13 protein-coding genes and 3 pseudogenes are annotated in these 14,913 nt (G+C 59.7%); 9 read left to right on the top strand and 7 right to left on the bottom strand.

The window, feature by feature from the left end:
* The 3 genes and pseudogenes from HV796_RS23680 to HV796_RS23690 all read left to right on the top strand — a co-directional run.
* A partial coding sequence (locus HV796_RS23680; RefSeq protein ID WP_175228941.1) for an IS110 family RNA-guided transposase occupies nucleotides 1-460 on the top strand: 460 nt, incomplete at its 5' end.
* Nucleotides 461-812: 352 nt separating this feature from the next.
* Nucleotides 813-989, top strand: coding sequence for a hypothetical protein (locus HV796_RS23685; protein ID WP_175228942.1), 177 nt, complete (start codon nucleotides 813-815; stop codon nucleotides 987-989).
* A gap of 272 nt (nucleotides 990-1,261) precedes the next feature.
* A pseudogene (locus HV796_RS23690) lies at nucleotides 1,262-1,640 on the top strand (Tn3 family transposase); the annotation flags it as partial.
* 22 nt (nucleotides 1,641-1,662) lie between these two features.
* Here HV796_RS23690 and HV796_RS23695 read toward each other — a convergent pair.
* The 6 genes and pseudogenes from HV796_RS23695 to HV796_RS23720 form a co-directional block, all read right to left on the bottom strand.
* Complete coding sequence (locus HV796_RS23695; RefSeq protein WP_343052972.1) at nucleotides 1,663-2,679, bottom strand: AraC family transcriptional regulator; 1,017 nt, start codon at nucleotides 2,677-2,679, stop codon at nucleotides 1,663-1,665.
* Nucleotides 2,680-4,228: 1,549 nt separating this feature from the next.
* Nucleotides 4,229-4,522 (bottom strand): integrase core domain-containing protein, encoded by a 294-nt coding sequence (locus HV796_RS45865; protein WP_175228944.1) that lies wholly within the window; start codon nucleotides 4,520-4,522, stop codon nucleotides 4,229-4,231.
* Entirely contained in the window at nucleotides 4,408-4,947 is a 540-nt protein-coding gene (locus HV796_RS23705) for a DDE-type integrase/transposase/recombinase (protein WP_175228945.1), read from the bottom strand. The genes HV796_RS45865 and HV796_RS23705 overlap by 115 nt, the downstream gene beginning before the upstream one ends.
* A gap of 20 nt (nucleotides 4,948-4,967) precedes the next feature.
* Nucleotides 4,968-5,332, bottom strand: a pseudogene (locus HV796_RS23710) (DDE-type integrase/transposase/recombinase); the annotation flags it as partial.
* Between the two features lie 142 nt (nucleotides 5,333-5,474).
* On the bottom strand, nucleotides 5,475-6,275 hold the full coding sequence (locus HV796_RS23715; RefSeq protein WP_246356006.1) for an SDR family NAD(P)-dependent oxidoreductase: 801 nt from the start codon (nucleotides 6,273-6,275) through the stop codon (nucleotides 5,475-5,477).
* A gap of 303 nt (nucleotides 6,276-6,578) precedes the next feature.
* Nucleotides 6,579-7,514, bottom strand: coding sequence for a helix-turn-helix domain-containing protein (locus HV796_RS23720; RefSeq protein WP_175228946.1), 936 nt, complete (start codon nucleotides 7,512-7,514; stop codon nucleotides 6,579-6,581).
* Nucleotides 7,515-7,962: 448 nt separating this feature from the next.
* On the opposite strand from HV796_RS23720, the gene HV796_RS23725 reads away from it, so the two are divergent.
* From HV796_RS23725 to HV796_RS23750, 6 genes and pseudogenes are all read left to right on the top strand, one after another.
* The gene (locus HV796_RS23725; protein ID WP_175228947.1) at nucleotides 7,963-8,328 is read left to right on the top strand and encodes an autotransporter outer membrane beta-barrel domain-containing protein; all 366 of its coding nucleotides are present in this window, start codon (nucleotides 7,963-7,965) and stop codon (nucleotides 8,326-8,328) included.
* 151 nt (nucleotides 8,329-8,479) lie between these two features.
* Nucleotides 8,480-9,178, top strand: a complete 699-nt coding sequence (locus HV796_RS23730) for a TetR/AcrR family transcriptional regulator (RefSeq protein WP_175228948.1) — start codon at nucleotides 8,480-8,482, stop codon at nucleotides 9,176-9,178.
* Nucleotides 9,175-10,149, top strand: a complete 975-nt coding sequence (locus HV796_RS23735; protein ID WP_175228949.1) for an HlyD family secretion protein — start codon at nucleotides 9,175-9,177, stop codon at nucleotides 10,147-10,149. The genes HV796_RS23730 and HV796_RS23735 overlap by 4 nt, the downstream gene beginning before the upstream one ends.
* Entirely contained in the window at nucleotides 10,146-11,138 is a 993-nt protein-coding gene (locus HV796_RS23740; protein ID WP_246356007.1) for an ABC transporter ATP-binding protein, read from the top strand. Before HV796_RS23735 ends, HV796_RS23740 begins: the two co-directional genes overlap by 4 nt.
* A pseudogene (locus HV796_RS23745) lies at nucleotides 11,135-12,281 on the top strand (ABC transporter permease). Before HV796_RS23740 ends, HV796_RS23745 begins: the two are co-directional and overlap by 4 nt.
* Nucleotides 12,282-12,293: 12 nt before the next feature.
* Nucleotides 12,294-13,748 carry an efflux transporter outer membrane subunit gene (locus HV796_RS23750; protein WP_175228950.1) on the top strand — a complete coding sequence of 485 codons (1,455 nt, stop codon included), beginning with the start codon at nucleotides 12,294-12,296 and terminating at the stop codon, nucleotides 13,746-13,748.
* Nucleotides 13,749-13,969: 221 nt separating this feature from the next.
* Here HV796_RS23750 and HV796_RS23755 read toward each other — a convergent pair whose 3' ends face one another.
* Nucleotides 13,970-14,374: a helix-turn-helix domain-containing protein gene (locus HV796_RS23755; protein ID WP_175228951.1), complete on the bottom strand. Its 405-nt coding sequence runs from the start codon at nucleotides 14,372-14,374 to the stop codon at nucleotides 13,970-13,972.
* Nucleotides 14,375-14,913 lie beyond the last annotated feature (539 nt).

The raw sequence follows: 14,913 nt of genomic DNA on the forward strand, positions 1-14,913 counted from the left end.
GCTTTCGCGGCTTCGAGCGCTCGACGAGCAGATCACACGGATCGAGCAGCGCATTCTCGAATGGCGTCGCAACGATGAGGCATGCAGACGCATCTCCGAAATTCCCGGCGTCGGGGTGCTCACCGCAACAGCCGCTGTCTCCGTCATCGGACAGGCAAAGACGTTCCGCTCCGGACGGGAATTTGCTGCGTATCTGGGCCTTGTGCCACGACAGAACAGCTCGGGAGGCAAGGTAAAGCTCGGTGGCATCAGCAAACGCGGCGACGTGTATTTGCGCACGCTACTGATCCACGGCGCGCGATCGGTTATCTCGAGTTCGAAGCATTTGCCAGAGCGATTGCGCCTGCTGCTGACCCGGCGGCCAACGAACGTCGTCGCTGTCGCGCTAGCCAACAAAATGGCCCGCACGATCTGGGCACTCCTTGCGTATGGACGAACCTACCAGGCCGCACCGGCATAGCACTAGCGGTCCACGGCCTTTAACTGTTCACGGTTGCACAGGCGTATTGAACGATGGCAAGACAGGTTGGACCGCGCAAGGGCAAGCCTGAGACATTACTCGGACCTCGAGTCCGCTATTTAGATTAGGACCTTTGCGGCGAAATCCATCGGGGCCGGCGGGCACGCCCGCGATTGAGTCCGGATATAAGTCCGCAACCACCCTCCTCGCCACTCGCAATATCGCCTTGCAAATGGGAGGCGACCATATAAGTAATGTCTGGTTCTGGCTCATTAGAAATGTCCGGTTTCCTGCTTCGGGCTGGGCTGCCGTGGCGCATGCTGCGGCATCACAGCCAGCCCGGAGCCAGACCATGAACGGACGTGGATTCATCACGATCAGCATGCACGAGCTCGAGCGCGTGAAGATCATCGAGGCGGTCGTCCAGCATCGCCTGACGATCGTACTGGCGGCTGAACGGCTGGTGCTGCGCTATCGCGCGACAGCGATACTCGGCAATTGTTCTACCGTCTCAGGCGCGAACTGCTGAAACACCGAATCTCGTTCCTCCGCGTCCGGCTTATGCATCCGCTCAATGCTCCATGCCATTTGGCACGCCAAAACTACCGCCCCGCCCTCACGAATCCGCTCGACAATCACCGGTTCACGTTCATCGCCCGGAAGTATCTCGACTAGATGGTGCACCAACCAATACGCTTGGATTTCTGAGCGGATGCTGAAAAACTGGTGAAGTGCGTTTCGCGGGTCAGCAAGAAACTGATCTCCCACTTGAAAAAACGCCTGAAGACATGCCTTCGCGAACGCTGCATCAACGACCCGGAGAGGCGCCTCACGATGCACACTGCGACAAACAAGAGTGCGCAGTTCAATGAATTCGCGAAATGGCTGATGTTCAGCGGGGACGTCATCGCGGAGAACCTGCGGCACGAGCAGCGGAAGGTCATCAAGTACAACCAGCTCGTTGCAAACATGGTCGTCCTCTACAACGTGCAGTGGATGTCCAGGAAGCTCAAGGAGTTGCAGGCGAAGCGCCATCCGGTCGACGCCGATGTGCTTGACGCTCTCGCCATACCGCAGGGATCACACTAACCGGCTCGGATCCTATTTGCTCGACCTCCAGCGGAAGATACCGCCGCCCGATCCGACAATCGACTTTGATCTAGCTTTTAAATCCGCAGCTTCAGGCAATTCTGGCGAAAATTTTACGAATCCCGGCCGAACCTCAAGATCTCGCTCCGCGAGGACAGATTCTGTGCGTCGAGCGTAATGCAGTCCACGTCTTCGGACGGAAGAAGCGACTGCCTCTTCCCTGCCGCCGCATCCTCCTCGCGCGCCGCTTCGCGGCTTACCGCATACTCACGCGGCGTCATGTCGTAGCGTTTCTTGAATTCTCGACTAAAGTGGGACGGATCCCTAAAGCCGCACCGGTACGCAATTTCCAGGACCGCCCGTTCAGGTTCACTGGCGAGCAGCTGCGCTGCATGCTCAAGGCGTAATGACCACGCGTATCGCATCGCCGACATCCCGTTGGCTCGCAGCGCGCGCGTGAGGGTTCGAATTGACATGTTTAGCTCGGTGGCAATGCTTGCGACGCTCAGATCGGGGTCATCTATGCGACGTGCAATTACTTGCGTCGCACGCAGCGCGGTGGTTGAACTCGTGTGGCGCGGGGCAGGCCTGCCGCGGCCGTCGAACAGCGCGTGCATCAGATCCAGACAATAGTTGCCAAGCCGTTCGAGCACCGCGTCGCTGACGTTACCGATCTGTGAGGTCAAATAGACCACGAACTCACGTAGCGCACAGACATCCGGCGATTCCAGATCCGGACGGTAGATCAGCGGAAAGCGGTCGGGTAGCCCACGCTCACGCAATGCCGACCTTTGGACATAGAGTAACGACTGACGCGCCGACTCGCGAACAGACTCGTCGAAGCCGGACAGCGGGTCGAGCACGGCGATCTCCCCGGGTCGAAGACTCATCACTTCCCCCCGGTGTTTGATCGAGTACGTGCCACCTGTCACTATCTTCACGTACACGTGTTCGTCGTTCCAACGGTGGGCGTGCGTGAACGGCGAAACCGTCTGCCACATCGAATCAACCTTCGCGATTTCGGTTCCGCCAGCGCGAGCGGTGTACTTCGTGGACCTACCTCCTGAGGAATCGAATCGGCACCACAAGCCTTGCCTTGACATTGCCTCAATCCAGGCGTCGCGGCACATCGGCGCGCCATTCCAAATGTTCTCGTAAAGACAATCGCTCACAACCGTTCATTTCCCTTTCGAAACGTTATGCAGTGTGTCTGCTAGCAATGTTGCGACTTCGAACGTAGCTGGTCCGGCAAACATTCGCGGGACGTCGTGCTCTGTTTCGAACCACGGCCATTCCACTAGTAGTGCAAGACGGAACCTTGCTGACCTGCGCCCGACGCGAACTGGCCCTCATCTGCGCGGCCCTTAAAAACACATTACTCTATGTTTAATAAAATCTTATTAAACTTTAAAAATATCTTGCTTAGTTCTATAAATGATTCGGTTACCTATGTTAGATAGTACTGTACAACGCCGCAATTCACTTAAAGATGAGAAATCGCATTCGATCGGATGCGGTGACGAAATCTGATGTCGCTTTCCTATCCAGTCAACACAAATGACCATCTGGTCGTACGTGATTTGCGGATACTAACGGTATATTTGGTCAGCGGGCCCTGCATGTAGCAGGAGAGGCAATTTACCCGCGAGCGACGGTCTTCAAAGGGCGGCGAGTTCATTTACGGCAGGCTCGCGCATGCCTAGCGATCAGCGCGGCGGTAGATGCCTTCGGCTGAATACTGCATGCGTATTCGAGTCTTCCCGTGGTGGGAAACGGCATAGCCAAATTAGCTTTGTTCACGCGGAAAGGTCAGCCCCGCCGCAGGACCTAATGGTGGGCGTGTTACGGTGCTACAAAGTTGAAGACATATTTGCACGATGAAAAAAACTTTCCCCCTTTCTTTTTCAAGGCACCCGATGATTGCAAGCACACAATCTGCCAACGTGGCCGCCGTAGGTGGTTGTTCCGACGCGCATATTTTTATGAATAGGAAATCTTATCAAATCGCGTTGACAAAGATTCACTAAGTTAATCTCAACCATTGGAGCGTTGTTTGTTTATGTATAGGAACATAACTCGAGTTTACTCACGGAAATACCATCCGGAAGCACGAAACCCCGCATCCAAGCCGTCCGTCGACCGGTTTTCTGCCCCACGCGTTACGTAGCAGGCGCAGCCCTAGAGCTATGCCGATCTCACCTTTTCGAAGACCGCCTCCGCTGCTTGATTCATGACCCTCGTGGGGCTTTTCCATACCGCTGAAGCACTTTTTCTGCTCAACGGAGAGTCTGTCCCCGACAGGTAACCTTTCCTCCATTCTTATCATTGGGATTTCGAAACAATGAAGATAAATCTTACTACCGTCCCTCTAATCACGTTTGTAACGATGCTTTGTAATATTCCGGCTTACGCCATTACCTGTTCGACAGAAAAGAGGGACGGTGATGCGAGCACGATTGCTAGCAAGGCGAGTAGCGCAAAGTCCAACGGAGCCAGCGCAGGTAAGCAACATTCAAAAAATTGTCGCCAAGGCAAAGAGGAAAAAACACACGGCACTTCAGTCAGCGTATGGGACTACAACTGAGTGGGCTCTTCTCGCTGCAGTGTCTACGATAGCAGCATAAGCAGATAGGCGCCGCGCCTAAGTTGCTCCGAGACCAGCCTGACCTGCCCCCGGTTTTAGTCCGGACTGCAGCTAGAGTCCGAGGCTAAAGACTGCGGGGTTGCTTCATGCACCCGGGCGAACTGCTCGGGTGCAAGATAGCCGAGCGAGCTGTGAGGCCGCTCGGTGTTGTACTCGATACGCCAGTCCTCAATGAGCCGCTTGGCGTGACGCATCGAGACGAACCAGTGCTCGTTCAGGCATTCATCGCGGAACCACCCGTTGAAACTCCCGATATAAGCATTTTCCTCGGGCTTGCCAGGCCGAATGAACGAATGAACGACAGCGTGACGCCTGCTTCGTAGTCCCATGCGTCCAACGCTTTACCAGCGAACTCCGGTCCGTTGTCCACTGTAATAGACGCGGGCAAGTCTCGCATCTCCTTCAGCCGTTCAAGCACTTGCTTGACCTGTAACCCCGGAAGCGAGCTGTCAACCTCGATGGCCTGGCATTCGCGCGTGTAATCGTCGACCACGTTCAAGCATCGAAACCGCCGACCATAGGCTAGCCTGTCGGAAACGAAGTCCATCGACCAGCGCTGATTCGGGCCGGTTGGTAACGGCGGCGGCGTACGTTCGGACAGCCGCAATACGCTTGCACGCCGCTTACGAACCGCTAAGCCCTGCGTTGCTGTAGAGCCGCCAGACGAGCTTGTGGTTGGCCAGCCAGCCCTCGCGCGATGCACGTGAATTCGATGGCAGCCGTAGCGGCGCTTCTGCGCTGCGATGAGCATCATTCGCCCAGTCCACGCTTCGTCCGCAATCCGTTGAGCGATTGCAGCGCGGCCAGATTCGCGCCGCTCCTGTCAATCGTGATGGTATGGGGTTCGCCGTTGAGCCTGATGGCCCGCTCGAAGAAGCGCCGCACCGCGGCCTGGTCGCGATGCGCACGCAGCAGGAAATCGACCGTGTTGCCGTCCCGGTCCACCGCCCGGTACAGGTACTTCCACTGTGCGCCACGCCCGGCCATCATCTCTTCAAGGTTACGCAGGCTCAGCGAATACGCCGCGTACCAGTGCACCGACAGCAGGATCACCTTCAGCCGATAGTGCAGCCCCTTCAACGCGCCTTCCCAATCCCGGCCGGCAGCGTCCTGCGCGGTGTTTTCGTCGTCTCTGCCATCGGGTTCGTTCACATGTTCGGTCTTCTCAATCCTACCCAATCGCGCTAATGCGACAGAACCCATCAATTGTCTAAAGCCTGTTCTGTGCCTCACGCCTCAATGCCGCGAGCGGGCTTCGTAAGACCGACTTCGGCATCTGAATCAAAAGGCCGAACGGGCCGGGCCGCCGTCCACCCATATGGTGGCTCCGGTCACGTAGTCGGCATGCACACTCGACAAATAGGCGACGGCTGCGGCGACTTCTTCAGGGCGTCCGAGACGGCCCACATCATTGGGGACCATGTCACGCGCGCAACCGACCTCGATCTCGTCCCGCGCGTCGCCCCGTCCATATTGCGGGGCGACTTCTTCCAGAAGTTCCTTGGATCCTGGAACCAGAATTGCACCCGGCGCCACGATATTCGATGTCACGCCAGTGTTCTTCAAATCAAGCGCTAGCGAAACAGCAACGTTGTGCCGCGCGGCGACTGCTGCGCAGCTGTCCGGGTAGATGGGACCTGGACGGACCGGGCTGCCCGCGCCAATCTGAATGACGCGTCCCCAGCCACGCTCGCGCATGGCAGGGACGAACCGCTTAATCATTCGCACCGCTGATAAAACGTTAGCCTGATACGTTTTGATCCAGCTGCTGGCCGAGGCTGTCGTCCATCTCAGGTGGTGATAATCGCCCGCATGGTTGACAAGAATATCGATTGCGCCGCCTTGCCGGGCCTTTGCCGCTACGGTATCGGCGCCTGCACCGGTAGCCAGATCGCCTGGCGCGATGTCGGCTGCGCCGCCCGCCGCGATGATTGCTTCCGCGACGGCCGTCGCCCGCCCCTGGTCGCGTCCGTGCACGATCACCGTCGCGCCCTCAGAGGCCAGCAGACAGGCAATTGCCTCGCCGAGTCCCGCTGTCGAGCCCGTAACAAGCGCTCGCTTGCCCTTCAATTTCAGATCCATGGGTATTCTTGGCTTACTCAAAACATCGACATTGCTGGCCGGCGCATCGCAACGGGCCTGCGGCTTGCCCGGCGCAAGCGCCGCCCGAACGGCAGCACGATCGAGCTGTATGCCGGCACACGATGCGGCATATGAAAGCCCTGTCAGATTTTCTGAGGTTAGATCGCACACGTAGTTAAGGTTAACGGGTAAGCAGTCGGCGCAAAACCGCGCAATGCTTGTCGAAACGACCGCGCGACTGATGCGCGCGGCACCGATCGCAGGTAGGTCGCGTGCTTAAAATATCGCCGCTCGCATGCACCCTCAGCGATTTGGCTGTTCACGACTTTTCAGTGCCTGGCATGTCGCGCAGCTGCATCTGTTCACCGCGTCGCGGCGCGCCGTCTTGTGGCTTTCCATATAGTCACGGGGCGTCATGTCATAGCGTGCCTTGAACACGCGGGCGAAGTGGGCAGGGCTCGCAAACCCGCACTGATGTGCAAGGGTCTTAATGTCCCCTCGCGACGCGCCGACGAGCAACCGCGCCGCATGCTCAAGGCGCACCGACCACACATAGCGCATCGGTGACAACCCACCCGCTTGCAAGACGAACGTGAGGTTACGGGGCGTCATGTTCAGCTCGGCAGCGATACTCGCGACGCACAGATCGTGGTCACCAATGCGGCGCGCAATCAGCTGTTTCGCACGCAGCACTGTCACGGCGTTCGAGCGCTTCGGAGCGGGGCGGCTACGGTCGCTGACCAGCACATCCGCCAGATCCATGCACTGCTCAGAAAGCTGGACAAGCATTGCGTTGCTTGCCTTGCCTGCCTGCGAGGTCATGTACAGAATGAAGTCGCGTACCGCACGGACGTCGGGATTCGCCGGATCTGGACAACAGATCACGGGAAACTCGCCGTGCAGTCCGCGCTCCCGCAATGCCGACCTCGGAATGCGCAATATCGACATGGATGTCTGTGCGTGGACTGTCGCCTTGTACCAGTACAGTGGATCGACCACAGCCACGTCGCCGCAGCTGCATTTCATCCCCTGTTCACCCCGCTGCTCCATCCATCTCGTGCCGTCCCTCACGACTTGCACGATCAGAGATCCGTCGTTCCAGCGGTTCGGGATTGGCGTGGCCGTTTGCCAGGCGATATCGAGGTTCACGATAATGATCTGGCCGACGTACGCATCTTGGAGCCTTGATGCACCAGCATGAGGAGAATTGAACCGGTATTGCAGGCCTATTAACGACATCTCTTCAATCCATTGATCACAGCACATCGGTGTACCGTTCCGGATATGCTCGTAGCGATCACCCACTGCGATCTACCTCCTGTCAGAAACCAGTGCAACGCGTTTGCGTGCAACGTTCGGGACTAGTGCTGGCTGCCTACAAAGCCATTCACTGACGTCATGCGTCGCGGCAACGTGCGACTCCTGCGAGCGACGACCAGACGACCTCACTCGCATTCATCGACGGTCAACAAAACATGTGCTCTTCGAATACAAATTCCGCTTATCGATGTCACATGCATCGTCCGTGTCGATGAAATCTACGCTCAATAATGCAGGTCGTGTATGACCCGATGGCCACTTTCATTGATCAAAAAGGAAAACGACCTCAGGTATCGTCGAGTGACAAAATTATTTCATAGTGCAAAATAATAATTTGTAAGGACCAGAGAATAAATATTTCAATAATTTGGAAGCAAATTTTAATGTCGGAGCGGGCATCGAGCAGAATGGCACCAATGTTACCGGTGCGAACTCAAACGGCGTGATTACGCGACTGGGCGTGCGGCCCGACCGGACGTTCATTCGCGACGATGGTCGCAAGGTGCGACCTTATGTCACGCTGAACGGGTGGCATACGACCGCCAATAGCAGCGTCTCATTCGACCCGTTACCGATTGGCAGTCTCTATCCCGCCAACCGGTATGAGGTGAAGCTGGGACTTAACACGGACCTCGGCAAGGACTGGACCGGCTGGGCCAACGTAGCCGGGACATCGGGCGAGCAAAGCTGTCACGACTACACTGCCCGCGTCGGCACGAAATACACCTGGTAACGCGCGAGTACGGTGATGTTCGTGCCCGGGTTGTCCGCGGCGTCGGCCAGCCAGTCTCGGTGGCCGCCAGATCTCCGATGGTCACCCAGCTTGTCGCACCTGCGGTATACCCCGCTTGAATTTAACTAACTCGACAATTAGACTGCGGCCGGTGAACAGGAAACGTCCCTTCGCCAAGCCGCGCGGCCGCCGCCCTGTCGTCGAGAATTTCGACGTCCGCGAGCATCTGCTCGACAACGCCACGCGCCTCTTCTCCGAGCGCGGCATCGCGGCCACCACCGTCGCGCAGATCGCCGCGGGCGCGGGTGTTACGTCCGCGCTCGTGCATTACTACTTCACCAATCGCGAGACGCTCCTCGATGCAATTGTCGACGAACGGCTTGCGCCATCGGTAGGATTTGTGTGGAGCGCCGCCGGGGACGAGTCGAACGACGACCCGTTCGTTATGGTCGGCGAGTTCGTCGCGCGGCTGTTCGACGTGACGGGCCGCATGCCTTGGCTTGCGCCGCTGTGGCTGCGCGAAGTCGTCAACGAAGGAGGCATGCTGCGCGACAGGATGATCACGCGCATCCCGTTCGACAACATCAAGCGTTTCGGCACCCGCATCAGGGACGCGCAGCACGCGGACGCGGTGAATCCCGAACTCGATCCGCTTCTGATGTTCAACTCGATCATCGCGCTCGTGATGCTGCCGCAGGCGTCCGCCACGTTGTGGAACAGCATCCGCGGCTTCGAACCGGTCGAGCGCGACACGTTGCGGCGGCACGTCACGGCGCTACTGCTGGGCGGCATGAATCCGCCGGCGGCGCGCAAGACCACGCGCCGCTCACGCACAAGGCCCAGTTCATGAAGCGCTCCCGTTTCCTGGCGTACGCCATGCGGCTCGCCATCCCGCTCGTCGCATGCGGCGCGCTCGGCGCATGCTCCGACCGCGCCGCTCCTACGTGGCAAGGCTATGTCGAAGGCGAATTCGTGTATCTCAGTTCGTCGCAATCGGGCAAGCTGGAGCAACTTGACGTCGCGCGCGGCCAGGAAATCACGGCGAATGCGCCCGTGTTCGCGCTCGAATCGGTCTATGAAGCAGCGGCGCTGCAACAGGCTCAGCAACAGCTTGCCGCTGCCCGCGCGCAACTCGCGGACATCCGGACGGGCAAGCGCCCGCCCGAAATCGACGTGACGAAGGCGCAGCTTGCACAGGCCGTTGCGAATGCACGCAAGGCCGCGCAGCAACTAACGCGCGACGAGATGCAGTATCGCGTGGGCGGCATTCCCAAGGGGCAGCTCGACGATTCGCGCGCCGCCGCCGATGCCGCCAACGCGCAGGTGCGTGAACTCACGCACGAGGTCGACGTCGCCCGCTTGCCGGGCCGTTCGCAACAGTTGCTCGCGCAGGCCGCGCAGGTCGAAGCGGCGCAGGCCGCAGTCGCTCAGGCGCAATGGAGGCTCGACCAGAAGCGCGTGAACGCGCCCGCCAACGGGCGCGTCTACGACACGCTGTTCCGGGTCGGCGAATGGGTGCAGGCGGGCAGTCCCGTCGTGCAGATGCTGCCGCCGCAAAACATCAAGGTGCGCTTTTTCGTGCCGGAGACGGCCGTCGGCTCGCTCGCGCCGGGCCGCTCGCTGACGATTCATTGCGATGGCTGCGCGTCGGACGTGAAGGCGAAGATCACTTACCTATCAGTCTCGGCGGAATACACGCCGCCCGTCATCTACAGCAACGAGAGCCGCGCGAAGCTCGTGTTCATGATCGAAGCGCATCCTTCCGTCGACGACGCGCCGCGCTTGCATCCCGGCCAGCCGGTCTCGGTGACGCTGCAATGACTACGCGAAACACCTCACGCGGCGGCAAGCCGCAAGACACGCCGGATGGTTCGCCGGAAAGCCCGCTCGCAATCGACGTGCACCACCTCAACAAGCATTTCGGCGACAGGCACGTGGTCAACGACGTCTCGCTGCAGGTCTCGCGTGGCGAGATCTTCGGCTTCCTCGGGCCGAACGGCAGCGGCAAGACGACGTCGATCCGCCTGATGTGCGGCCTGCTCACGCCGGATTCCGGCAGCGGCACCTGCCTCGGCTACGACATCGTGCGAGACAGCGTGCAGATCAAGCGCAACGTCGGCTATATGACGCAGCGCTTCTCGTACTGGGAAGACATGACGATCCGCGAGAACCTCGATTTCGTCGCGCGCATCTATCAGATGCGCGACCGCAAGGAGAAGGTGGAACGCGCGCTCGAGAATCTCGGATTGCAGACGCGCGCGGGCCAGATGACGGGCGCGTTGTCGGGTGGCTGGAAGCAGCGGCTCGCGCTCGCCGCGTGCATGCTGCACGAGCCGAAGCTGCTGCTGCTCGACGAGCCGACAGCGGGCGTCGATCCCACCGCGCGCCGCGACTTCTGGGAAGAGCTGCATCGGCTCGCGGCGCAAGGCATTTCGGTGCTGGTCAGCACGCACTACATGGACGAAGCGGAGCGCTGCCACAAGCTCGCGTACATCGCATACGGCAAGCTGCTCGCGCAGGGCACCGCGCAGCAGGTCATCGATTCGCAGGCGCTCGCCACGTGGTCAATACACGGCAACCGTCTGACCGATCTGTCCGAACAGCTACGCAAGACGCCCGGGGTAGATCAGACCGTCGTGTTTGGCTCTGCACTGCACGCGAGCGGCCACGATCACGCCGCGCTCGAACAAGCAATCAGAGAGGTGACCTCCGGCCTGCCTGTGCGGACCGAGCCGATCGAAACCGGGCTCGAAGACGTCTTTATCTACATGATGAGCCGCTCGACCGACAACTACGGGAAACCATTGTGAATCGGTTCTTTTCCCGATTTTTTTCCGTTGAGCGCTGGTGGGGCATTGTCCTCAAGGAGTTCATCCAGTTGCGCCGGGACCGCATCACATTCGGCATGATCGTCGGCTTGCCGATCGTTCAGCTCGCGCTGTTCGGCTTCGCGATCAACACTGATCCAAAGCACTTGCGCACCGCCGTCGTGATCAGCGATCAAAGCCCGTTCTCGCGCAGCTTTATCGCCGCGATGAAGAACTCCGAGTACTTTCATATCGTCGAGACCCTGCCCGACGACGAAGCGGGACGCCGCGCGCTCGCGCGCGGTGACGTAACGTTCGTCGTGTCGATTCCCGTCGATTTTTCGCGGCGGCTATTGCGCGGCGAACGGCCCGCGCTGCTCGTCGAAGCCGACGCGACCGATCCGACCGCGACGCAGGCGCCGCTCGCCGCGCTGCCGGGCATCGCGCAGGCGGTCGCAGACAAGGACATCACGGGACCGCTTGCGCATCTGAATGGCACGCCGGCCGCTTTCGACGTGCAGATCCACAAGTTGTACAACCCCGAGGGCATTACGCAATACAACGTCGTGCCGGGTCTGATGGGCACGATCCTGACGCTGACGATGGTGATGATGACGGGCCTCGCGATGACGCGCGAACGTGAGCGCGGCACGATGGAGAATCTGCTCGCCACCCCCGTGCTGCCGCTCGAGGTGATCGCGGGAAAGCTGGTGCCGTATATCGCGATCGGGCTCGTGCAGTCGTCGATCATTCTGGGCGCGGCGCTACGTCTTCCAGGTGCCGTTCGTCGGCAGTCTGATCGCCCTGTATATCGCCGCGCTGCTTTTCATCGCGGCGAACCTGACTGTCGGCATCACGTTGTCGTCGATCGCGCAGAACCAGCTGCAGGCGATGCAGCTCACCATCTTCTATTTTCTGCCGAGCCTGTTGCTGTCGGGCTTCATGTTTCCGTTCGCGGGCATGCCTGTCTGGGCACAATGGATCGGCAACCTGCTGCCGCTCACCTACTTCAACCGGCTCGTACGCGGCATACTTCTGAAGGGCAACGGCTGGGTGGACCTGTGGCCATCGGTGTGGCCCGTCGCGATCTTTACCGTCGTCGTCATGGCCGTTGCCGTGCGCTTCTACCGGCGCACGCTGGATTAGAAGGGAGTGACGATGAAACGCTTCGTTCCGCTGTTCGCATTCATTCTATGCGGCTGCGCGGTGGGCCCCGAATTTCGCTCGCCCGCTGCGCCCGACGCGTCGTCTTACACGCGCGAAACCTTGCCCGCCACGACGCACGCCGCAGGCGCCACGCAAACGCTTGCCGCTGCGGACAATGCGCTGCCGGCGTGGTGGACACAGTTTCGCTCCGACGCGTTGAACCGTCTGGTCGACACGGCACTGCAACAGAGCCCGACGCTCGCCGAAGCTCGCGCGAAACTCATTGAAGCGCGCGAAAACTATGTCGCGCAAGCGGGCGCGACAGCGTTCCCCGCCATCGACGCGAAGCTCTCGGGTACGCGGCAGAAGGTCAATCCCGCCGCGTTCGGCGTTCCGAACGTGCCGAACCCGGGGCCGTTCACACTGCTCAATGCGTCGGTGAGCGTTTCGTATGCGCTCGATGTGTTTGGCGGCAACCGGCGCGCGCTCGAAGCACTGCTTGCACAAGTCGATTACCAGACCTACGAACTCGACGCCGGGCGCCTCACGTTGGCGGGCAATGTCGTCTCTATCGCGATCCGGCGCGCGTCGCTGCAACAGCAGCTTGCGCTGACGCAGCAACTCGCCGACGCGCAGGCGCGGCAACTGGCGATCATCGAAGGACGCCATGCGGCGGGCGGCGTCGCGCAACTCGACGTGCGCACGCAGCGAACGCTGCTCGCGCAGACCCGGGCACAATTGCCGCCGCTGACGACGCAACTATCGCAGGCCGATCATCAGTTTGCGATACTGCTCGGCGTCGAGCCATCGAAAGCGGACTTCAGCGACGTCACGCTCGACGCGCTGCATCTACCCGATACCGTGCCCGTCACGCTGCCGTCGACGCTCGCTCGTGAACGCCCCGACATCCGTGCATCGGAGGCGCTGCTGCATCAGGCGAGCGCGAATGTCGGCGTCGCGACGGCGAACCTCTATCCGCAGTTTGTGGTATCAGCGGGTATCGGTTCGCAGCGCACGCGCATCGAGGATGTCGTCAATGGCCTGAACATCTGGAATATCGGCCTGAATCTGACGCAACCGCTCTTTCATGGCGGTGAACTGCGCGCGAAGAAGCGCGCCGCGCAGGCCGCTTATGACGCCGCGTTCGCATCGTATCGGCAAACTGTGCTGCAAGCGCTCCAGCAGGTCGCCGATACGCTGCACGCATTGAACGACGACGCGCGCGAATTGCAGGCGCGTGAGGATGCGGCCTCGGAAGCGCAGGCGAGCGTGCAGATCGCTCAGGCGCAATATGCGGCCGGCGGCGTCAGTCAGTTCGGCCTGATCGACTCGCAGCGACAGGTGTTACAGACGGCCATCGACAGGACGCGCGCGCAGGCCGATCGCCTCGCGGATACGGCGGCTCTGTTTCAGGCGTTGGGCGGGATGACGCCCGCCGAGTCGGTGGAGCAGACAGTGAAGCGGTAAGGTCCGCTGCAAAGCGGCGGACGAAAACGACAAACCAGGCCGTGGCCGCGTTTGTCTCGCCGTTCCCAGGCTTGTTCTGACGCGAAGAACCGGATTCGCCCACGCCACCGGTCTCCTTCACCGCCCTCTCCGTCCGCCGTTCCAAGTACGGTGGGTCGCAGGCGCGCTTAACGTCACCACCGAGTTGAGCGCGCCTGATCACAACGCATCGACTTGACGTATCAGCGCGCGGATTTCGACAGCCGGTGTGCGAGCCCAAGGTCGGTCACGATCTGCCAGACATAGACACGCGAATAGTGCACGCCGAAACGCGCACCGATGAGTTCTCTCAGACGTCCGTTGGTCCATGCTTCGCTCGGGAAGCCATGGTCTTTGGCGGAGCCTCGTAATGCCTGCGCGATCCATTCTCGCGCCGAGTTGTCGAGTAATGACGTACGTCCACCGATGCTGATGCACCGTAGCGCATTAAGACCGCCGTCATCGACAATGCTCTTATAGCGCCGCACCGTAAACGCCGATAAATGCAAGGCGTCCGCGACGGCGCTAATCGTTGCCCCTTCAGTCAGCATCCTGCCCGCGAGCATTCTCCGGGCAACGCTCGGTAGATCGTCTGTGCCGGTGCGCATTTTTTGTCTCTTCCAGGGTAAATCCGGGGCGGCAGATGCGCCGCATACCGGGACCGCGTTTTTATGATCGCCGCATAAAGCAGCGCCCCTCGGTTAAACGCAATGCCGATCGGCGCACTGCGCAACCACTCTTTAACGAGTACGGTGGCTAACCTTTCTATACTATTAGCGCTTTTTACCGGTCCGAAAGAATTGGTAATAAATATAATGGTTAGAGTATTGCAATGCATTTTTACTATTAAACAATATTCAATCTGCATGTGGAAAACCAGCGACGCGCATATTCACCGTTTATCCAATAAAAGATTTCGCGCGGTGCATTTACCTCACTCGCCGATTTCGTCAGATTAATGAATTAAAAAGCAAATCAATAAAAGCCTAGCCGGTGCCTCGAGGTTTGCGTACGGGAATGGAGATCGTATCGCCAACGCGCTTATCACCAGAAATATGCATTCAGCATTGCGGGCCGCTGGTGGCTACCTCTATTCGCCGAGACCGCGGCGCCTTTACTGCCATGCCGGATTTGAGCCCGAACAAGC

The organism is Paraburkholderia humisilvae, from assembly GCF_902859855.1.
Classification (GTDB): domain Bacteria; phylum Pseudomonadota; class Gammaproteobacteria; order Burkholderiales; family Burkholderiaceae; genus Paraburkholderia; species Paraburkholderia humisilvae.